Source organism: Microbacterium sp. X-17 (assembly GCF_039615055.1).
The window spans coordinates 85,442-104,412 of record NZ_JBDHNI010000010.1; the positions used below are offsets into that span (position 1 = coordinate 85,442).

General features: G+C 71.2%; 17 protein-coding genes. 11 read left to right on the forward strand and 6 right to left on the reverse strand.

What is annotated here, in order from left to right; translation table 11 throughout:
- Position 1 precedes the first annotated feature (1 nt).
- Positions 2–1,264 (reverse strand): ornithine--oxo-acid transaminase, encoded by a 1,263-nt coding sequence (rocD, locus tag ABCS02_RS32935; protein WP_345839941.1) that lies wholly within the window; start codon positions 1,262–1,264, stop codon positions 2–4.
- Between the two features lie 256 nt (positions 1,265–1,520).
- Here rocD and ABCS02_RS32940 point away from each other — a divergent pair, with 256 nt between their 5' ends.
- The 4 genes from ABCS02_RS32940 to ABCS02_RS32955 all read left to right on the forward strand — a co-directional run bounded on the left by ABCS02_RS32940 (position 1,521) and on the right by ABCS02_RS32955 (position 4,765).
- Positions 1,521–1,958, forward strand: a complete 438-nt coding sequence (locus ABCS02_RS32940) for an Lrp/AsnC family transcriptional regulator (RefSeq protein ID WP_345839942.1) — start codon at positions 1,521–1,523, stop codon at positions 1,956–1,958.
- 49 nt (positions 1,959–2,007) lie between these two features.
- Positions 2,008–2,433 (forward strand): SRPBCC family protein, encoded by a 426-nt coding sequence (locus ABCS02_RS32945; RefSeq protein WP_345839943.1) that lies wholly within the window; start codon positions 2,008–2,010, stop codon positions 2,431–2,433.
- An 89-nt stretch (positions 2,434–2,522) separates the two neighbouring features.
- Positions 2,523–3,257: a response regulator transcription factor gene (locus tag ABCS02_RS32950; RefSeq protein WP_345839944.1), complete on the forward strand. Its 735-nt coding sequence runs from the start codon at positions 2,523–2,525 to the stop codon at positions 3,255–3,257.
- Positions 3,254–4,765 carry a HAMP domain-containing sensor histidine kinase gene (locus ABCS02_RS32955; protein ID WP_345839945.1) on the forward strand — a complete coding sequence of 504 codons (1,512 nt, stop codon included), beginning with the start codon at positions 3,254–3,256 and terminating at the stop codon, positions 4,763–4,765. The genes ABCS02_RS32950 and ABCS02_RS32955 overlap by 4 nt, the downstream gene beginning before the upstream one ends.
- Positions 4,766–4,797: 32 nt before the next feature.
- On the opposite strand, the gene ABCS02_RS32960 is transcribed toward ABCS02_RS32955, so the two are convergent.
- Positions 4,798–5,646, reverse strand: a complete 849-nt coding sequence (locus tag ABCS02_RS32960) for an aldo/keto reductase (RefSeq protein ID WP_345839946.1) — start codon at positions 5,644–5,646, stop codon at positions 4,798–4,800.
- A gap of 49 nt (positions 5,647–5,695) precedes the next feature.
- Between ABCS02_RS32960 and ABCS02_RS32965 the strand changes: the two genes are divergently transcribed.
- Both ABCS02_RS32965 and ABCS02_RS32970 read left to right on the forward strand, forming a co-directional pair.
- Entirely contained in the window at positions 5,696–5,953 is a 258-nt protein-coding gene (locus ABCS02_RS32965) for a hypothetical protein (RefSeq protein ID WP_345839947.1), read from the forward strand.
- 26 nt (positions 5,954–5,979) lie between these two features.
- Positions 5,980–6,327, forward strand: coding sequence for a hypothetical protein (locus ABCS02_RS32970; protein WP_345839948.1), 348 nt, complete (start codon positions 5,980–5,982; stop codon positions 6,325–6,327).
- Here ABCS02_RS32970 and ABCS02_RS32975 read toward each other — a convergent pair.
- Complete coding sequence (locus tag ABCS02_RS32975) at positions 6,324–10,001, reverse strand: bifunctional proline dehydrogenase/L-glutamate gamma-semialdehyde dehydrogenase (RefSeq protein WP_345839949.1); 3,678 nt, start codon at positions 9,999–10,001, stop codon at positions 6,324–6,326. The two genes, ABCS02_RS32970 and ABCS02_RS32975, sit on opposite strands and share 4 nt — an antisense overlap.
- A 162-nt stretch (positions 10,002–10,163) precedes the next feature.
- Between ABCS02_RS32975 and ABCS02_RS32980 the strand changes: the two genes are divergently transcribed.
- The gene (locus tag ABCS02_RS32980; RefSeq protein ID WP_345839950.1) at positions 10,164–11,069 is read left to right on the forward strand and encodes a LysR family transcriptional regulator; all 906 of its coding nucleotides are present in this window, start codon (positions 10,164–10,166) and stop codon (positions 11,067–11,069) included.
- 27 nt (positions 11,070–11,096) lie between these two features.
- On the opposite strand, the gene ABCS02_RS32985 is transcribed toward ABCS02_RS32980, so the two are convergent.
- Positions 11,097–11,501 (reverse strand): DUF6264 family protein, encoded by a 405-nt coding sequence (locus ABCS02_RS32985; protein ID WP_345839951.1) that lies wholly within the window; start codon positions 11,499–11,501, stop codon positions 11,097–11,099.
- 1,168 nt (positions 11,502–12,669) lie between these two features.
- Here ABCS02_RS32985 and ABCS02_RS32990 point away from each other — a divergent pair.
- Both ABCS02_RS32990 and ABCS02_RS32995 read left to right on the forward strand, forming a co-directional pair.
- The gene (locus tag ABCS02_RS32990) at positions 12,670–14,259 is read left to right on the forward strand and encodes an NAD(P)/FAD-dependent oxidoreductase (RefSeq protein ID WP_345839952.1); all 1,590 of its coding nucleotides are present in this window, start codon (positions 12,670–12,672) and stop codon (positions 14,257–14,259) included.
- A 118-nt stretch (positions 14,260–14,377) separates the two neighbouring features.
- Complete coding sequence (locus ABCS02_RS32995; protein ID WP_345839953.1) at positions 14,378–14,932, forward strand: SRPBCC domain-containing protein; 555 nt, start codon at positions 14,378–14,380, stop codon at positions 14,930–14,932.
- A 28-nt stretch (positions 14,933–14,960) separates the two neighbouring features.
- Here the strand turns inward: ABCS02_RS32995 and ABCS02_RS33000 are convergent, their stop codons facing one another.
- Positions 14,961–15,914 carry a DNA-3-methyladenine glycosylase 2 family protein gene (locus tag ABCS02_RS33000; RefSeq protein ID WP_345839954.1) on the reverse strand — a complete coding sequence of 318 codons (954 nt, stop codon included), beginning with the start codon at positions 15,912–15,914 and terminating at the stop codon, positions 14,961–14,963.
- Between the two features lie 94 nt (positions 15,915–16,008).
- Between ABCS02_RS33000 and ABCS02_RS33005 the strand changes: the two genes are divergently transcribed.
- Positions 16,009–17,379 carry an FAD-binding oxidoreductase gene (locus tag ABCS02_RS33005; protein ID WP_345839955.1) on the forward strand — a complete coding sequence of 457 codons (1,371 nt, stop codon included), beginning with the start codon at positions 16,009–16,011 and terminating at the stop codon, positions 17,377–17,379.
- A gap of 10 nt (positions 17,380–17,389) precedes the next feature.
- On the opposite strand, the gene ABCS02_RS33010 is transcribed toward ABCS02_RS33005, so the two are convergent.
- Positions 17,390–17,935: an acyl-CoA thioesterase gene (locus ABCS02_RS33010; RefSeq protein ID WP_345839972.1), complete on the reverse strand. Its 546-nt coding sequence runs from the start codon at positions 17,933–17,935 to the stop codon at positions 17,390–17,392.
- Between the two features lie 158 nt (positions 17,936–18,093).
- Between ABCS02_RS33010 and ABCS02_RS33015 the strand changes: the two genes are divergently transcribed.
- Positions 18,094–18,954: a LysM domain-containing protein gene (locus ABCS02_RS33015; RefSeq protein WP_345839956.1), complete on the forward strand. Its 861-nt coding sequence runs from the start codon at positions 18,094–18,096 to the stop codon at positions 18,952–18,954.
- The last annotated feature ends 17 nt before the right edge of the window (positions 18,955–18,971 follow it).

Here is an 18,971-nt window from a genome sequence, read left to right on the forward strand (position 1 = left end):
CTCACCGCTCCCCCAGCTCCCGCAGCACCGCCTCCAGCTGCTCCACCGCCCAGTCCAGGTCGCCCGGCTCCACCACGATCGGCGGCGCCAGCCGGATGGTCGAGCCGTGCGTGTCCTTCGCGAGCACCCCGCGCTCCATCAGCAACTCGCACACCTCGCGCCCCGTCGCGAGCGCAGGGTCGATGTCGATCCCCGCCCAGAGGCCCGCGCCGCGCACCTCCCGCACGCCGTGACCGACCAGCCGCGTCAGGTCGCCGTGGAGGCGGCGGCCGAGGAGGTCGGCGCGCTCCTGCGGCTCTCCGGTCGCGAGCAGCGCGACGACGGCGCGGCCGACCGCTGCGGCCAGCGGGTTGCCGCCGAACGTCGACCCGTGCTCGCCCGGGTGGATGACGCCCAGCACGTCGCGGTTCCCGACGACGGCCGACACCGGGACGATCCCGCCGCCGAGCGCCTTGCCGAGCAGGTAGAGGTCGGGCACGACCCCCACCAGATCGCAGGCGAAGGTCGCGCCCACGCGGCCGAGCCCGGATTGGATCTCGTCGGCCACCAGGAGGACGCGTCGCTCGTCGCACAGCGAGCGCAGCGCGGGGAGGAACGACGCCGGCGGCACGACGACGCCCGCCTCTCCCTGGATCGGCTCCACCAGCACCGCGACCGTGTCCTCGTCGATCGCGTCTGCGACCGCGGACGCGTCCCCGTACGGCACGGTGCGGAATCCGGGCGTGTACGGCCCGAACCCGTCGCGCGCGTCCGGGTCGTCCGAGAAGCTCACGATCGTCGTGGTCCTGCCGTGGAAGTTGCCCGCCATCACGACGATGTTCGCGCGCCCGTCCGGCACGCCCTTCACCCGGTAGCCCCAGGCCCGCGCCACCTTGATCGCGGTCTCGACGGCCTCCGCGCCGGTGTTCATCGGCAGCACCATGTCCTTGCGGGCCAGCGCGGCGAGCTCCGTGACGAACGGGCCGAGCTGGTCGTTGTGGAAGGCGCGGCTGGTGAGCGTGATCCGGTCGAGCTGCGCCCGTGCGGCGTCCAGCAGCAGCGGGTTGGAGTGGCCGAAGTTGACGGCGGAGTACGCGGCCAGGCAATCCAGGTAACGGCGGCCGTCGATGTCCGTGACCCACGCGCCCTGGCCTTCGGCGATTACCACCGGGAGCGGATGGTAGTTGTGCGCCGCATGCTCGTCCTCGAGTGCGATCGCCTGCGCCTGGCGCTCCGTCGGCGCGGGGGTGGAGGGGTGGATGCGGTGGGCGACGGTGTCGGTCATGGTCGTCCTCTCTGGGTCATCACGGGTGAAGCGCGCTCACCCCCAGAAGCTCGGAGCTAGTCTCACACGCGGATGTCGGCGATTGGCTGCGTGTTCGCGCACGGAATCGCCACAGACGCCCACAAGGCGCAGCATTCGTGCGCGAACCGAGGTCCGGACACAACCCGGCTCGCCCTCGCGCTCATCCATTGCGCCCCCGCGCACGATTCCCGCGTCACCTCCACCTCCGCGCAACGATTCACCGTATGCTTGCGCCGTGGACAACCTCGATCGCAGCATCCTCGACCTGCTCCGTCAGAACGCGCGCGCCGGTTACGGCGACATCGGCGGAGTCGTCGGCCTGTCCGCCTCGGCGGTCAAGCGCCGGGTCGACAAGCTGGTCGGGGACGGCGTCATCCGCGGCTTCACCATCCAGGTGGACCCGGCCATCGACGGGATGAGCACCGAGGCCTACGTCGAGCTGTTCTGCCGCGGCACCGTCTCGCCCGAGGAGCTGCTGCGCATCCTCTCCGCGGTCCCGGAGGTCGTCGACGCGGGCACCGTCACCGGCAGCGCCGACGCGATCGTCCACATCCGCTCGCGCGACATCCCGAGCCTGGAGGCCGCGCTCGAGAAGGTGCGCCTGGCGCCGAACGTCGACCACACCCGCAGCGCCATCGTGCTCTCCCGGCTCATCAACCGGGGCAACAGCTGACGTCGCGAATCTTCTATCCGTCCGTCCCCGGCGGGAGGATGCTGTCCCCATGACCACGACAGCACGAGCGACCATCCACGTCGATGTCCCACGGGTCGACGTCTGGCACGCCATCACCGACCCCGACACGATCGCGCGCTACCTGTTCGGCAGCCGCGTGGAGACCGACTGGCAGGAGGGCAGCCCGATCGTCTACCGCGGCGAGTGGGAGGGCAAGCCCTACGAGGACAAGGGCACGATCCTGGAGGTCGTCCCTGGCGAACGCCTCGTCTCCAGCTACTACAGCCCACTCAGCGGCAAACCGGACGTGCCGGAGAGCTACCAGACCGTCTCCTACCTGCTCGCCGACCACGCCGGCGGAACCGAGGTGACCATCACCCAGGACGGCTGCGCCGACACCGCGGAGGCCGAGCGGATGAGCGAGAACTGGGGCATGACGCTGGGATCGCTCAAGTCCGTGGTGGAGGAAACCTGACGGCCGTTCTGCGAAAACGTTCAGCAGACGTCAAGCGTCGAACCCCTCCATCCGAGCGCGACCACGGCGATCAGTGGCACGATGGGCCCATGAAGCTGCTCGTTGTCGAAGACGATCCGGACATGGGAGGCCTCGTCGAGCGGGGCCTCGCCGCCGAAGGATACGACGTCACCCTGGTCACCAACGGCGTCGACGCCCTCATCGCGCTGCGCGGGGACGCGTTCTCCGCCGCCGCGATCGACGTCATGCTGCCCGGGATGAGCGGCTTCGAGCTGTGCCGGCACATCCGCGAGGCCGCGAACCCGATGCCGATCCTGCTCCTCACCGCGCGCGACGCGATCGAGGACCGTGTGCACGGCCTCGACTCCGGCGCCGACGACTACCTCACCAAGCCGTTCGCGTTCGCCGAGCTCGCTGCCCGCGTGCGCGCGCTCCTCCGCAGGGAGCCGAGCGGGATGCGCCCCCAGGTCAGCGTCGGCCGGCTCACCATCGACTCGCACGAGCACCAGGCGCTGGTGTCCGGGCACGAGATGCCGCTCAGCCGCCGGGAGTTCACTCTGCTGCGGCTGTTCGCCACGAACCCGGACAAGACGCTGTCGCGCGCCGACATCCTCGAATCGGTGTGGGGCACGACGGACAACATCGGCACCAACGTCATCGACCAGTACGTCTCGTACCTGCGTAAGAAGCTCGACCTGGCCGGTGCGGGACTGTCCATCGTGACCGAGCGCGGCCGGGGCTACCGCCTGGACGCCAAGAACGCGCTGGAGTCGAAGGGCGAGAAGGCCGACGCCAAGGCGACGACGGAGACGCCGGCGCCGTGACCTGGCTGCGGCGCCTGTCGATCTCCGCGCGCATCACGATCGGCAGTCTCATCGTCGCCACCCTGTTCGGCCTGGTCGCGGTCGTGGTGATCCGGGTGGGGGTGTCCTCCATCCTCCACAACGCGACCGTCACGCTCCTCAACAACGATGTCACCGCGCCCGCCGCGTCGGTGCTGGCGAACCCGTCGGGGCCGTTCGACCTGCCCGGCGGCGGCCAGGAGCTCGCCATCGTCGACGCGAACGGCGTCATCCTCGACTCCACGCTGCCGACGGCGCTGGAGAACCGGATCGACCACCTGCTGTCCTTCCCGCCCTCGGCGACGACCGTGCAGATCGCGGACGACACCTACGAGGTGCTGGTCAAGCCCGTCATCACCAAGCGCGGCACGATGCACGTGATCGCCGCCCGAAACGACGAGACGACCTCGCTCATCCTCGACCGCCTCACCCTCGCGCTGCTGATCGGCGCCGGTGTGCTCATCTTCGGTTTCGGCGGGGCGTCGTGGCTGCTGGCCCGCACGGCGCTGAGACCGGTGAGCCGGATGCGCGAGCAGGCCGACCGGATCGCCGGCGGCGAGCCGACGGGGACCGACGACGCCGCCGGCCTGCTGACCGTCGGCCCGGCCCAGGACGAGCTGTCCGAGCTGGCGACCACGCTGAACGACCTGATCCGCCGGCTGCGGGCGTCCGCCGACCGCGAGCGGCAGATGGTGTCGGACGCCAGCCATGAGCTGCGCACCCCGCTGGCCGTGCTGCGCGGGCAGCTGGAGCTGGCCGAGCTGGATGCGGGCGACGCGGACGCGCTGCTGGACGACATCCGCTCCTCCCACTCGACCGCCCTGCGGCTGGGCACGCTCGCGAACAACCTGCTGGAGCTCTCGCGGATCGAGGCCGGGCCGTCCAGCGGCCGGATCGACTGGCGCACGCTGGTGGACGAGCTGACCGACGCGATCGACCGCGCCCGCCTCCTGGTCAGCAGCGCCGAGGACGTCGGCTCGATCTCCGTGGACTTCGAGTACGACCCGAAGCGGCGACCGAGCGCGGACGCCCGGGTGGCGCTCTCTCCCACGGACTTCGGGCGCATCCTGGACAACCTGCTCGGCAACGCGATCACGGCGATCCGCGCCCGCGACGCCCGCTCGGACACCGGGCCGGTGCCGCGGCTGAGCGACGCCGTGGACGGACCGGTCGAGGTCCTGCCGGCGGAGCCGCGGCCGGCCGCAGTGGAGGACGTCGTGAGCGCCGCGCTGCGCGTGGAGCCGGAGTGGGTGGTGCTCACCGTGCACGACTCGGGCCCGGGGATGCCGGAGGAGTTCATCCCGGTCGCCCTGGACCGCTTCACCCGCGCGGACGGGGCCCGCACCACGTCCCGCGCCGGCGGAGGCGGCGGTCTCGGCCTCGCGATCGTGGCGGCCCTGGCGGGCGCGGCGGGAGGCTCGGTCCAGCTCGCGAACGCGCCGACCGGCGGCCTCGTGGTGACGGTGCGGCTGCCGCTCGTCCGGGTCTGACGCGGGTCGTCGCCGGGACCTGCCGCCGCGGGTCAGTGCCCGGTGCGGTCGGAGTCCACTCCCGCGTCCGGCCCCTCGTCCAGGCTGTCGATCGCCGCGAGGTCGTCCGCGTCGAGCTCGAAGTCGAAGACCGCGAGGTTCTCCGCCATCCGCTCGGGGTTGCGCGACTTCGGGATGGCGACGAGGCCGTTCTGGACGTGCCAGCGGAGCACGATCTGCCCCACGGTCCGGTCGTGCTTCGCCGCGACCTCCGCGAGCACCGGTGCCGCGAGCAGGTCGCCCGAGCCGCCGATCGGGCTCCACGACTCGGTCACGATGCCGTGCTCGGCGCCGTACGCGCGCTGCTCGCGGCGCTGGATGGCCGGGCTGAGCTGGATCTGGTTGACCGCGGGCGTCACCCCGGTCTCGGCGATGAGGCGGTCGATGTGGGCCGGCTTGAAGTTGGAGACGCCGATCGCGCGCGCCTTGCCGCTCTCCTGGAGCCGGATGAAGGTCTCCCAGGTGGACACGTACTGGTCGCGCCCGGGCAGCGGCCAGTGGATGAGCAGCAGGTCGACGTAGTCGAGCCCGAGCCGTTCGAGGCTCGCGTCGAGCCCGGCGACGGCACGGTCGTCGCCCTGGTAGCCGCCGTCGAGCTTGGTCGTGACGAACCACTCCTCGCGGTCGAGCCCGCTGCCGCGCACGCCCCGGCCGACGCCGGTCTCGTTGCCGTACTTGGCCGCGGTGTCGACGTGGCGGTAGCCGAGCTCGGCGGCCGCGACGACGGCGCGCTCCACCTCCGCGTCATCCAGCGGCCAGGTCCCGAGGCCGAGTTGCGGGATGCTGGTCCCCGCGTTGAGGGCGATCGCGGGCACGGCGGCGGCAGGCAGATTCTCGGTCATGCGTCACAGCGTAGCCCCGGGTAAGGTGGCGCTCATCGGAAGGAGTGCCATGCCCGCCACACCCCCGTCGGACCCCGCCCTGCCGACCGACCCGGACGCCGTCGCCCTCGCGGTGGAGGCCGCGATCGAGGCGGAGGACCTCGCCCTCCTGCGCCGCCTCGCCGACGCCGGCAGCTCCGACGCCGAGGACGCGCTGGTCGAGCTCGCCGCCGAGCGCGGCGACCTGGAGGAGCTGCGCCGTCTGGCGGCTCTCGGCAACACCGACGCCGCCGACGAGCTCCTGGAGCTCGAGGAGGAAGAGGAGTAGTCGCCCGTTGCGGCATGATCGTCACCATGCACACGAGAGCGCAGCAGAAGCTCCGCACGGAGCTGATGCGCCGCATGAACGACGACTGGCATCTCGACGGCGACCTGCGCGCCGAGGAGATGTGGTTGCGCCACGTCGTCATGCCGCCGCCCTGGCGCCTGGTCCTGGAGGTGATCAACCCACTCGTCTGGATCCCTGCCCTCCTCACAGCGGGCTTCCTCGACGGCGGCCCGACGTACCCGACCGTGTACCGCCGCATGCACGTCTGGGTCACGGAGTCCGGCGACCTCCATCGCCGCACCACGGGTAGCATCCCGCCGCGCTGGCCCCAGTCGCACTCCTGGGAGGTGCCGGACGGCCCGGTAGCCCCCTAGATCACCCCTTCCGAGAAGGCCGTCGGGTTGCCGAAGCGGTGGTTGGTGATCGAGATGGCCTGCTCGTGGAGGAACGGCAGCACCTCGATCCGCCCGGACGGGGTGACCGCCCCGCTGTAGACCGCGACATCCGGCGTCCCGCCGAGCGCCGTCGCGAGCGCCACCGGGTCGCCGCCGATGAGACGGATGCGGTGGGCCGTGACGCGGCGGCCGCGCACCCGCGACAGCCAGTGCTCGTCGGTCTCGACCACGACCTCCACCTCACGCCCCTTGAGGAGCTGCTGCGTCCCGCGCGGCAGCGCGATGCTCGTGCTGACCGTGAACGACGACCGCGCGACCGTCGCCGCAGCCATCACGCGCAGCAGCTCGGGCAGCCCGCCGCCCTCCGAGAGCCGGATGGCGACCGGGACCGGCCGGTAGCGGAAGATGTCCCGCTCCACCCCGAGCCCGGAGACGTCCTTCGCCTGGTGGTACTCGGTGGCCACGGCGATCGCGTCGCTGAGCGCCGAACGGCGGACGAGGTCGAACGCGGGGTAGTCCATCGACGACTGCCCGGACTCGATCAGGTCCTGGACGCGGGGCTCCAGACCGCGCAGGTGCAGGCTGGAGCTGGACGCGCCCGACTCCGGCTGCCAGGAGCCGAGACCGAGCAGGTAGTTGGGGCCGCCGGCCTTGGTGCCGGCGCCGACCGACGAGCGCTTCCAGCCGCCGAACGGCTGCCGCCGCACGATCGCACCGGTGATGCCGCGGTTGACGTACAGGTTGCCGGCCTCCACCGTGTCGAGCCACTGCGCGAGCTCGTCGGAGTCGAGCGAGTGGAGGCCGGCGGTGAGGCCGTACTCGATCGCGTTCTGGAAGCGGATCGCCTCCTCGAGCGTGCGCGCGGTCATGATCCCGAGCACCGGCCCGAAGAACTCGGTGAGGTGGAAGTAGGTCCCCGGCTGCACGCCGGTGCGGATGCCCGGCGACCAGAGCCGGCCCGCGTCGTCCAGCGGGCGCGGCTCGACCAGCCACTCCTCGTCGGCGCCGAGGGTGGTCAGCGCGTGCAGCAGCTTGCCCGACGCGGGCTCGATCAGCGGCCCCATCTGGCTCACCGGGTCCTGCGGGTAGCCGACGCGCATGCTCTTCGTCGCGTCGACCAGCTGGTTGCGGAAGCGCTCGGAGCGCGCCGCCGAGCCGACGAGGATGACCAGACTCGCCGCCGAGCACTTCTGCCCGGCGTGGCCGAAGGCGCTCTTCACGATGTCGGCCACGGCGAGGTCGTAGTCGGCGCTCGGCGTGACGATGATGGCGTTCTTGCCGCTCGTCTCGGCGAGCAGCGGGAGCTCCGGCCGCCAGGAGCGGAACAGCTTGGCCGTCTCGTAGGAGCCGGTGAGGATGACGCGATCCACGCGCGGGTCCGCCACGAGCTGCCGCCCGAGGTCGTTCTCCGCGACATCCACGAGCGCCAGCAGGTCCTGCGGGATTCCGGCCTCCCACAGCGCCTCCACCATGACGGCGGCAGCGCGACGCGCCTGCGGGGCCGGCTTGATGACGACGCCGCTGCCCGCGGCGAGCGCCGCCAGCACCCCGCCGGCCGGGATCGCGACCGGGAAGTTCCACGGCGGCGTGACGACCGTCAGCGCGGACGGCACGAACACCGCGCCCTGCACCGCGTCGAGCTCGCGCGCGAGCGACGCGTAATAGTGCGCGAAGTCGACGGCCTCGCTCACCTCGACGTCCGCCTCGGCGATCGTCTTGCCCGTCTCACTCGCCATGACCTCGATCAGGCGGTCGCGGTTGGCTTCGAGCGCGTGCCCCGCCCGGTCCAGGACGGCTCCGCGCTCGGAGCCCGACCTGGTCCCCCACGCGACGCCCGACGAGCGGACGGCGGTCAGGATGCGGTCGAGGTGACCGGCGTCGGTGACCTCCGCCGCCGCGATGGTGTTCACGCCGAGGTCGCTCGTGGCCGAGCGGGCCAGGATGCGGCGTCCCCACGCGCGGTTCGCCGCGAGAGACGGATCGGTGTCCGCGGTGTTCTGGAATCCGGTCGTTGCGCTGCCCGCGGCTGCCGGCGGCTCCAGCGTGATGCCACCCGACCCCCGGGTCAGCCCGAGCACGACGCTGGTGAGCCCCTCCTCCGGTCCGCCGGCACCGTTGGCGCCGCCGAGCGACGCCTCGGCGTCCACCGCAGGCGGTCGCGTGAACGACTCCGCCGTCTCCTGCTCCCACTCGCGCGAGCGGTCCTGCTGCCGGTTGGGAAGCGGTGCCGCTCCGCGCGGCGAGGAGTCCGCGGCCAGGTCGGCGACCGACGCCAGGAAGCGGTCCCGCTCCCGGTCGAACAGCCCGCGATCCGAGCCCAGCTCGAACACGGCCGACATGAAGTTCTCGGGGCTGGCGTTCTCCTCCAGCCGCCGGATGAGGTACGAGATCGCGACATCGAACTCGCCCGGGTCCACCACGGGCGTGTAGAGCAGGAGCTGCCCGACCGTGCGCTTGACGGCCTCCGCCTGCTCGGTCGCCATGCCGAGCAGCATCTCGAAGTCGATGCGGCCGGTCACGCCGCGGTGCGACGCGAGCAGCCAGGCGTAGGCGACATCGAACAGGTTGTGGCCGGCGACGCCGATCTTGACCGCGTCGGTGTGCTCCGGCGTCAGCGCCCAGTCGAGGACGCGCTTGTAGTTGGTGTCCGTCGCCTGCTTGCTCCCGTAGGTCGCGAGCGGCCAGCCGTGGATCGCGGCGTCCACCCGCTCCATCGCGAGGTTCGCGCCCTTCACGACGCGCACCTTGATGGGCGCGCCGCCCTGGGCACGGCGCTGCGCCGCCCACTCGGTCAGCCCCTGGAGGGCGTTCAGCGCGTCGGGGAGGTACGCCTGGAGGACGATCCCCGCCTCCAGCCCGAGCAGCCCCGGACGGCCGAGGATGCGCTCGAAGACCGCGATCGTGAGGTCGAGGTCGCGGTACTCCTCCATGTCGAGGTTGATGAACTTGGGCGACGGCGAGGCCGCGGCGAGCTCGTACAGCGGCACGAGCCGCTCCACGACCCGGTCGACCGTCTCGTCGAACGACCACATCGAGAGCTGGGAGGCGATGGACGACACCTTGATGGAGACGTAGTCCACGTCGTCGCGCGACAGGAGCGCACGCGTGCCCTCCAGCCGCCGGGCGGCCTCCTCCTCGCCCAGCACGGCCTCGCCGAGCAGGTTGAGGTTGAGGCGGGCGCCGTGCCCTTCCGGGTCCTTCGGCGAGCGCAGGTGCGCGATGGCCGGCCCGAGCTTCTCGGGCGTCGCGTCGACCACGAGGTGCCCGACCATGCCACGCAGCACGCGGCGGGCGATCGGGATGACGACCCACGGCAGCACCGGCCCGAACACGCCGCCGAGCCAGACGGCCGCGCGCATGTACCAGGGCAGGAAGGCCGGGATCCTCTTGGCGACCCGCTGCAGGTTGTAGCCGGCCACGAACAGGTCTTGCGGGCGCGCCACGCCGTCGACGAACCCGACCGCGAAGTCGAGCCCGCGCGGGTCGCGCAGCACCCCGGCCAGACGCTCGGCGGCCGGATCGCGCGGGGCGTCCTGACCGCTGCGGGCGCTTTCGGCGAGCCAGCTCCGGACGAGCTCGACGGCCTCCTGAGCCAGCTGCGCGGGCGGCACCTCTGCGCGCAGCGTGCGCGCGTCGTCCGTGTCTTCAACCATGTCCACGACTGTATTCCTCGCTCCTGGGGCGACGCGGGATGTCCGGGAATCCGTGGATAAGTCGCAGTCGCCACTGCCTGTGGATACATTCTCGATGTGGTTTACCATCGGCAATAGCGAACGTTTCCGAACAATATCGTTCACCTGGACCGAATGGTTGGCATGCTCGACATCCGCAGGCTCCGCCTCCTCCACGAGTTGAGGATCCGCGGCACCGTCGCGGGCGTCGCGGCGGCCCTCTCCTACAGCCCGTCCTCCGTCTCCCAGCAGCTGGCCACGCTGGAGCAGGAGGCCGGCGCCGTCCTCCTCGTGAAGTCGGGCCGCCGCCTGCAGTTCACGCCGCAGGGCGAGCTGCTCGCCCAGCGCGCCGCCGCGATCCTCGACGCCCTCGACGCCGCGGAGGCCGCTGTCGCCGGCTCCAGCGCCACCGTCGCCGGTGTCGTCCGGGTCGCCGTCTTCCAGTCCGCCGCCCACGCGATCCTCCCCGCGGCCGTCGCCGCCCTTGCCCGCGACTACCCCGAACTGCGGGTGGAGGTCACCGAGAGCGAGCCCGAGCAGGGCCTGTTCGACGTCTCCGCGCGGGACTTCGACCTCGCCGTCGCCGAGCAGTACCCCGGCAGCACCCGACCGCTCCGCGCCGATCTCGACCGCACTCCGCTGGCCGCCGACGGCATCCACCTCGCCACCTCGGCCGACCGCAACGCGCGCATCCGCGCGACCTCGCTCACGGACGCCGCCGAGCTCCCGTGGGTCCTGGAGCCGGAGGGCACGGTGTCGCGCACCTGGGCCGTCCAACTCTGCCGCGCCGCCGGCTTCGAGCCGGACGTGCGCTTCGAGACCGCCGACCTGGTGACGCACATCCGCCTGGTCGCGTCGGGCAACGCGATCGGCCTCCTGCCCGACCTGGTCTGGGCCGGCGCCCGCCCCGAGGTGGCGCTGCTCCCCCTCCCCGGGTCGCCGCGACGGACCATCTTCACGTCGGCGCGGCGCTCGTCGGCGTCGGCCCCCGGCGTGGTCGCCGCACGCAGTGCGCTGGCCGACGCGGTGCCGCCGGAGCACGCGCCCTAGCTGCGTGCCCGTCAAACACCGTCACGATCAACCAGTCGCGCCTCGAGTGGCTTCGGCCACCAGCATCGAGGCAACCACGAAGGCAATGACGGTGAGCCCAAGGCCAAGAAGGGGCACCCACCATGTGCGCCGCTGGGAGGCGGGTCTACGAAGACCGACCGAGACAATCGAGAGAACGATTCCGACGAGGACAACAGCTGGCGTAATCCAGGTCGTGACTCCGAGGAGCTCATGGTCGCACACTGCCGGGTTGGCGCTGCACGCAGCAATCCCCGTCTGCTGAAGAATCACGAAAAACGAGAGCACAGCGCCGACGACGATCAAGAGAATCAGCAACAAGATCGTCGCAACGAGATTCCCCGCACCAGCAGGACGACGAACCGCAGGTTCGGCTCTTGCTCGAAAGAGGTCATCCTCCATGTCGAAAGACATCGCCTTCTCCCCTCATCAAAACGGCTGAGCCACCCCAGACCGTGTAGAGACCGCACTGTCCCGGCAGGTCTGTCAAATGAATGGTGGACGTTGGTCTAGTTGTTGTCGGTGAGCCATCCCATCATGAAGAGTTGGGCCTGAAGCAGGAACGCGGATGTGAGATAGCTTTCGTGAACCGACATGCCCTGGCCTGTCAGATTCGTCTGACAAAAATAGTCTCCCGGAAGACAGTACGAACGAATGACCGGGAGGTAACCCAGGTTGTACGAGGGAGGCACGTACGTCAGCTGTTTGTACGAAGCGTAGCCAGGGTTCCCAGCTGCGCCGAGGAGACCGCTCGATGACCCGGAGCCGGGCGCGTTCCATGCCTCACCCGCGTGAAAGGTCGGCGCGCCGAAGAGAACAGCCGATCGAATGTGCGACTTCGCATAGGCGGACAAAGATCCACCAGTCAAAGCGAGCCTGATGACTTCAGCGCCTTGCGAATAGCCCGCCAGCAGAATATTCGTTTTGAGGACAGGCTGCCGCAAGGTTCTCGATCTCTGCCATGAGATTGGCCTGGCCGACGCTGAGACTACCGACATAGGACGCTGCTTGTGTGTTCCCTGGGTCGAGAACGACAGCCGGGTAGTTCAGCGCCTCCACATGGACCGGGATGTTGCGGTCAGACTGCATCCCAATCGCGAAGTTGCGAATCACATTTCCCAACCCGTCCGAAGCGTAGGTCCGTCCTCCGTTAGTGGTTCCTGAACCCGCGGGCTCGGTACTACCCCGCACACCGATAAGGGTCGCGAAACCGCACCGCGAACCCACAACCGCTTGCGCTGGTAGTGACACCCCAATGGCTGCCACAGCGGCCAAGACTACGCCAATCCCCACGGGCCTCAACACACGTCGACGCTTGCCCTTCGGGTGCGAATTCTTACCCCTCGCACGTGCAACTTCATTGAAACTCCCTCTCACACTCAGAACGACACCTCGACCACCGAGCTCACACATCTTGCATCGAGAACCTAAAACTCTAATGCTAGTGGGGTAGACGATGAGCTGTGGGCGATAGTCGCCAGACGCTCACGGGAGTGGCGGCGCGCGAGCAGCCTCGCAATTCGCGAAGTTGCGTCTGCAGACGACGAGGTGCCGCCCGAGCACATCCCTTAGGCTCTGAGCCATGACCGACCCCGCAGCCTCCCCCGCAGCCGCGAGCCACGATGTCGTGATCGTCGGCGGCGGGCACAACGGCCTCACCGCCGCCGCCTATCTCGCCAAGGCAGGGCGCAGCGTCATCCTGCTCGAACGGCTGGACGACGTCGGCGGCGCGGCCGTCAGCGCCCAGGCGTTCCCGGGTGTGGAGGCGCGGCTGTCGCGCTACTCGTACCTCGTCAGCCTGCTGCCGCAGCGGATCATCGAAGACCTCGGCCTCGACATCCGGCTGGCCCGGCGGCGCTACTCCTCCTATACGCCCGTGCCCGGCGACCCCGACGGCGCGGGCCTCCTCATCGACAACACCGACGCGGAGGCCACCGCCGCGTCCTTCGCCCGGATCGGCGCCGCAGACGACGCCGAGGCGTTCGACCGCTTCTACGAGTCGACGGGAGCCGTCGCCCGCGCGCTTTGGCCCACGGTCACCGAGCCGCTGCTCACCCGCAGCGAGGCGAAGGCCCTGGTCGGCGACGACGAGCTCTGGGACGCGCTCATCGAGCGGCCGATCGGCGGCTTCATCGAGTCGCGCCTCCAGAACGATCTCGTGCGCGGCGTCGCGGCGACGGACGCGTTGATCGGCACCTTCGCCAGCGTCGACAGCCCCGACCTGTCCCAGAACCGCTGCTTCCTCTACCACGTCATCGGTCAGGGCACCGGCGAGTGGGACGTCCCGGTCGGCGGCATGGGCTCCGTCACCGGCGAGCTCGCCCGCGTCGCCCGCGAGGCCGGCGCGCGCATCGTCACCGGCGCGGAGGTCACCTCCATCAGCCCGGACGGTACCGTCTCCTACACGCGCAACGGCCACGAGCGCCGGGTGGACGGCGGCACCGTGCTCGTCAACGTCGCCCCGGACGTGCTCGACCGCCTCCTGGGCGAGCCAGCCGACCCGCCGCGTCCGCGCGCGGAGGGCGCCCAGGTCAAGGTCAACCTCCTCCTGAAGCGCTTGCCGCGGCTCCGGGACGAGTCCGTGGACCCGGCCGCGGCGTTCGGGGGCACCTTCCACATCAACGAGACGCTCACGCAGCTGGAATCCGCGCACGACGGGATGCTGCGCGGCGTCATGCCCGAGCTGCTGCCGTGCGAGATCTACTGCCACACGCTAGCGGACCCGAGCATCCTGGACCCCGAGCTCGCCGAGAGCGGAGCGCAGACCATCACCGTGTTCGGCCTGCACACCCCCGACCGCTGGCTGACCGACGACAACAACGACGCCACCCGGCAGCGGCTCCAGGACGCCGTGCTCGCCTCCCTGAACTCGGTGCTCGCCGAGCCGGTCGAGAGCCTCCTGCTCACCGACGGCGACGGCAACCCGTGCATCGAGACGAAGACCACCCGCGACCTCGAGCACGCGCTCAACATGCCGGGCGGCAACATCTTCCACGGCCCGCTCTCCTGGCCGTTCGCGGAGGACGACGACGACCTGCGCACCCCCGCCGAGCGCTGGGGCGTGGCGACGCGGCACGCGCGCATCCTGCTCTGCGGCTCGGGCGCGCGCCGCGGCGGAGCGGTGAGCGGGCTCGGCGGCCACAACGCGGCGATGGCCGTCCTGGAGGGCTGACCGCCGCGCCTTCGAGGACCGGAAGGACTCGCACCCGACACCCAGGCGTGGCCCCTGCCGTAATCGCGAACCGGTGACTAGTGTGTGGATCACGAGGGGGACTCTGTAGGAGGTCACCATGATGCCGCAGCCGACAGGACGACTCGTACGCAAGGACGACGGAGTGTACGTGGTGCTCGATCGCATCTTCAAAGCTCCGATCGAGGAGGTGTGGACCTACTTCAGCAGATCGCCCCGGCTCGCCGAGTGGATCGGCGAGTACACGGGCACGGGCTCGACCGGCGCCGTCAAGTTCCGGATGAACGCCGAGGGCGACGAGGCCGAGTGGCAGAACGTCGCCGTCATGCTCTGCGACGCCCCGCACCGCCTCCACGTCGACGTCGGCAAGGCGCCGGACTCGCTCGTGATGTTCGTGCACCTGACGGAGGCCAGCGGCCACACCACCGTCACCTTCGGCCAGCGCCTGCGCGCGATCGGCACCTCGGCCGACTACTGCATCGGCTGGGACTACTACCTCGACCGTCTCGTGGCGGCGCACAACGGCAAGCCGCTGCCGAAGTGGGACGACTACTACCCGGCCATGCGCGAGCACTACGAGACCCTGTGCCGCGAACTCGACCACGACATCCGCGTCGAGCACCAGACCGCTCAGCGGAACGGCACCACCGGCTGAACTCCCCAGCGCCGCGCCGGGCCGCCGCTCAATGCCAGCGGTGGTCCTGGAGGGTGATGCGCGGCCCCCGGCGCTGGAACCGGAATCCGCTGGCCAGGATCAGCCGCACGACGCGCTGACGCTGGCCGCGCCACGGCTCCAGCAGTTCGAGCATGCCGTCGTCGTCCACGCGCGAGCCGGTGAGCGCCTCGCCGACCTGATGCGCCAGGTGGTAGTCGCCGACGCTGACCAGGTCGGGATGCGCGTGCGAGCGCTGCAGGGTCTCGGCCGCGGTCCACTGCCCGACGCCCGAGATGGTGCGGAGGGCGGTCTCGGCGGCGTCGAGGGAGGCGGCGGCGCCGATCGCCCGCTCCAGCGACGGCGCCACCGCGAGCACTCCCTGCACGGCGCGCGCCCTCCGCGGGTCGACGCCGGCGCGATGCCAGTCCCACGACGGGATGCCGCGCCACTGGTGGAGGGTCGGGACCACCCGCATGCCGTCGGGGGCGGGTCCGGGCGCGGGCTCGCCGTACCAGCGCAGCAGCCGCGCCCACGACCGGTAGGCCTCCAGGCTCGTGACCCGCTGCTCGATGATCGCGGGGAGGAGCGCCTCCAGCACGAGCCCGGTGCGCGTCAGCCGGAGCCCGGGGTTGCGGTGCAGGCTCTGCCGAAGCAGCGGATGCGAGCCGACGTCGAGCGCCGACCAATCGTCGCCGCGGCCGAGCAGCCCGGGCACCGCCGAGATCACCCAGTGCGCGCCGGGACCCCACGCCGCCGCCGCGACACTGCCGTCGGCAGCGGGCCGGAGGACGCGGAGCGTCGCCGGCCCCTCCGGGGTGCGCCAGGTGCGCCACATCCCGCCGAGGTCCCACGTGGTCGTCGGATCGTACGGACCGCGGCCGAGCTGGCCCAGCGTGCCGGAGAGGTCCAGCGGCCCGGCCGGACGGTACACGGTCTCCACGGCGCGCCCGGACTGGGCGCCGGCAGGGAGCACGGCGGTCATGCACGGCATGCTACGTCACGCGGCTGACTGCGGCCGACACCGGCGCCGAGGACGGGTCTGGCGGCCTGTCGGTGGACTCCCGTAGGTTCGCCTCATGGGAACCGACATCGAAGCCGACGCCGTCGCGCGCCTCCGCGACCGCGTCCACGGAACCGTCTACGTGCGCGGCGACGAGGGGCTCGCCGCCGAGGTCGCCTGTTTCAATCCCACCGTCCGCCACGACCCGGATGTCGTGGTCGCCGTCGCCGACGAGCACGACGTCGCGGAGGCCGTCCGCTTCGCCCGCGAGCAGGGCCTCCCCGTGCGCGTCCAGGCCACCGGCCACGGCGCCGAGGCACCGATCATCGGCGGTCTCATCGTCTCCACCCGCGCGCTCGACGCGATCGACGTGGATGCCGCGTCCCGGCTCGTCCGGCTGGGCGCGGGAGTCCGCTGGGCGCCGGTCATCGCCGCGTCCGCCGAGTTCGGGCTGGCCCCGGTCACCGGGTCCTCGACCAGCGTCGGCGCGGTCGGCTACACCCTCGGCGGAGGCCTCGGCCCGCTGGCCCGCACGCACGGCTTCACCGCCGACTGGGTGCGCGGCTTCCGCGTCGTCACCGCGGAGGGCGAGGTCGTGACGGCCGACGCCGACTCGCACCCTGAGCTGTTCTGGGCGCTCCGCGGCGGCAAGGGCGGCCTCGGTGTCGTCACCGAGATGACGCTGGAGCTGGTGCCGCTCACCACCCTCTACGCGGGCAGCGTGTTCTTCGAGGGCGAGGCGATCGAGCCGGCCTTCCGCGCCTGGGTGGACTGGGCGGGTGCGCTCGGGGAGGTGGCCACGACCTCCGTCGTGCTCCTGCGCATCCCCGACGTCGACGGGCCGCCTCCGCCGCTGCGCGGGCGCACCGTGCTAAGCGTGCGGTTCGCGTACCCGGGCGATGCCGCGGAGGGCGAGCGACTGTTCGCTCCCATCCGCGCGGCGGCGCCGGTCTTCCTCGACTTCGTCGGCGAGCTCCCGACGACGGCGGTCGCGACCATCCACAACGACCCGGAGGAGGGCGCCCCGGCCTGGATCCGCGGCTTCATGCTCGACGACTTCGACACCGCGGACGCCGACGCCCTGCTCGACGTCGCCGGCCCGCGGGTGGAGTCGCCCTTCCTCGCCCTGGAGATCCGACAGCTCGGCGGTGCCGCCCGGCGCGACACGAACGACGGCACGGCGGTCGGCGGACGCGACAGCGCTTACACCCTGAGCGCCATCGCGGGCGATCCGGCGACCTTCGACTCCACCGCGCCGGCGGCGGCCGAGGCGATCACCCGCGCCCTGGAGCACCGCATCTCCGCCGTCACCAACGTCAACTGGGCGGCCGACCTGACCGACCCGGCGACGTTCGCAGCCGCCTGGCCCGCCGACGTGGGCGCCCGGCTCACGGAGGCGCGCGCCGACTACGACCCGGAGGGCGTCTTCGCGTTCGGTCCGGCCTGAGCTGCGCCGTTCACTGGCCCCATACGCTCGGCGCCTCGGCGCGCGTCGACGGCAGCGCGGCGTCCGCGCCCCACGTGAGCAGCCACTCCGGGACGGTGACATCGGTCGGCGCGGGCCCGACAGCCTCCAGCAGCTCCTCGATGGAGACGACCCCGCCGCCGCGCTTCAGGAAGCGGCCACGGATGAATGCCTGGGTGTAGATCTCGCCGCCGACCGTGAACCGCTGCTCGACGTAGACGGCCTTCTCGTCGAACCCGAGGATGCGCGACTCGACCACGAACGACTGCCAGAGCTCCAGCGACTTGCGGAACGAGATGGTCTCCGACGCGACCACCGGATACCAGCCGCGTTGCTCGAAGATCGCCCAGACGCCGTTCCTGCGCAGCAGGTCGAACCGCCCGATGTCGGCGATCGACAGGTATACGCCGTTGTTCATGTGCTTGAGGATGTCGAGGTCCGTCGGCAGCACCCGGAAGCGGGTGCGCGCCACGTCCCAGTGGCCGAGGCGGGCGCCGAACCGGGAGAGGAACGCGTGGAGCATCGTCCGGAAGATCATGTGCACGCGGTCATGTTAGTGATGCGCCAAGCCCTCCTCATCTTCGTTGTGGACCCTCTCCAACCCCGCTAGGGTTCTGCGAGGGGGAAATCGTGCTGAATCGAATATTCCGGGGTCTCACTGCGTCGAAAGCCGCACGCGCTCGACGGGCGGCGGCCGTGGCGGTCACCACCGTCGCCGTCGTCTCGGTGCTGGCGGGCTGCGCGCTGTTCGCGGGCGGAGGCAAGCCGGGCGCCGCGCCCACGAACTCGCGGACGCCGAAGCCCACCTCGACGGCGATGGCGGAGAACCGCAGCTACGGGGCGGCGACGTCGACCCCCACGCCCACGCCGACACCGACGCCGGTGCCCGCGCCGACCCTGACGCCGGTCCCGGCCGGCACCGTGGTCGCGGAGGCCAGCGTCGCGTCGCCCAAGGGCAGCATCCACTTCCACTACCGGGTGGTCTCGAACGGGGACAACACGTACTCGGCGCAGTACTCGAACTTCACCTCGACGGTCCCGGTCCCCGTGTCGGTCACCTTCATCGACATCGCGCCGCGCGTCGGCGACGGCCTGACTTACCACGGCATCGGGGACCATCAGCTCGGCGGCCCGACCTCCGCCGCCGCCCCGGCATCCACGGCACTGCTGGCCGGCGCAGGCCAACCGTCGTACCTCGGCACGCTCGTGACCTACTCCTCCGCGGCCTCGTTCGACGGCGTCCCGCAGGAGCTCGGCCCGAACAAGGTGCTCGCGGTGGACACGGTCCGCTGGTCGGTCCCGGTGCGCCCATCGAACGTGCACCCGGTCGACTCCGGAGCCAGGACCAACGCGGCCGGCGCGGTGACGGCGACCACCGCGAGCGGCGCCCCTCGACGCTACGAGGTCGCCCAGGGCGACACGACGACGGCGGTCGCGGACCGGTTCGGGATCCCGGTGGAATGGCTGCTCTGGCTCAACCCCGACCTGCCCGGCGACGGCGGAAACCAGTACCTGCTCGCGTCGACGGCGCTGAATCTGGACCCGGACAGCTTGTAGGGTTCCGCCCCGACGGT

What these genes read in the sequence shown, in the direction of transcription:
- rocD (WP_345839941.1), bottom strand. Translation starts at nt 1,264, where the DNA reads ATGACCGACACCGTCGCCCACCGCATCCACCCCTCCACCCCCGCGCCG.
- ABCS02_RS32945 (WP_345839943.1), top strand. Translation starts at nt 2,008, where the DNA reads ATGACCACGACAGCACGAGCGACCATCCACGTCGATGTCCCACGGGTC.
- ABCS02_RS32950 (WP_345839944.1), top strand. Translation starts at nt 2,523, where the DNA reads ATGAAGCTGCTCGTTGTCGAAGACGATCCGGACATGGGAGGCCTCGTC.
- ABCS02_RS32960 (WP_345839946.1), bottom strand. Translation starts at nt 5,646, where the DNA reads ATGACCGAGAATCTGCCTGCCGCCGCCGTGCCCGCGATCGCCCTCAAC.
- ABCS02_RS32965 (WP_345839947.1), top strand. Translation starts at nt 5,696, where the DNA reads ATGCCCGCCACACCCCCGTCGGACCCCGCCCTGCCGACCGACCCGGAC.
- ABCS02_RS32970 (WP_345839948.1), top strand. Translation starts at nt 5,980, where the DNA reads ATGCACACGAGAGCGCAGCAGAAGCTCCGCACGGAGCTGATGCGCCGC.
- ABCS02_RS32975 (WP_345839949.1), bottom strand. Translation starts at nt 10,001, where the DNA reads ATGGTTGAAGACACGGACGACGCGCGCACGCTGCGCGCAGAGGTGCCG.
- ABCS02_RS32980 (WP_345839950.1), top strand. Translation starts at nt 10,164, where the DNA reads ATGCTCGACATCCGCAGGCTCCGCCTCCTCCACGAGTTGAGGATCCGC.
- ABCS02_RS32985 (WP_345839951.1), bottom strand. Translation starts at nt 11,501, where the DNA reads ATGTCTTTCGACATGGAGGATGACCTCTTTCGAGCAAGAGCCGAACCT.
- ABCS02_RS32990 (WP_345839952.1), top strand. Translation starts at nt 12,670, where the DNA reads ATGACCGACCCCGCAGCCTCCCCCGCAGCCGCGAGCCACGATGTCGTG.
- ABCS02_RS32995 (WP_345839953.1), top strand. Translation starts at nt 14,378, where the DNA reads ATGATGCCGCAGCCGACAGGACGACTCGTACGCAAGGACGACGGAGTG.
- ABCS02_RS33000 (WP_345839954.1), bottom strand. Translation starts at nt 15,914, where the DNA reads ATGACCGCCGTGCTCCCTGCCGGCGCCCAGTCCGGGCGCGCCGTGGAG.
- ABCS02_RS33005 (WP_345839955.1), top strand. Translation starts at nt 16,009, where the DNA reads ATGGGAACCGACATCGAAGCCGACGCCGTCGCGCGCCTCCGCGACCGC.
- ABCS02_RS33010 (WP_345839972.1), bottom strand. Translation starts at nt 17,935, where the DNA reads ATGATCTTCCGGACGATGCTCCACGCGTTCCTCTCCCGGTTCGGCGCC.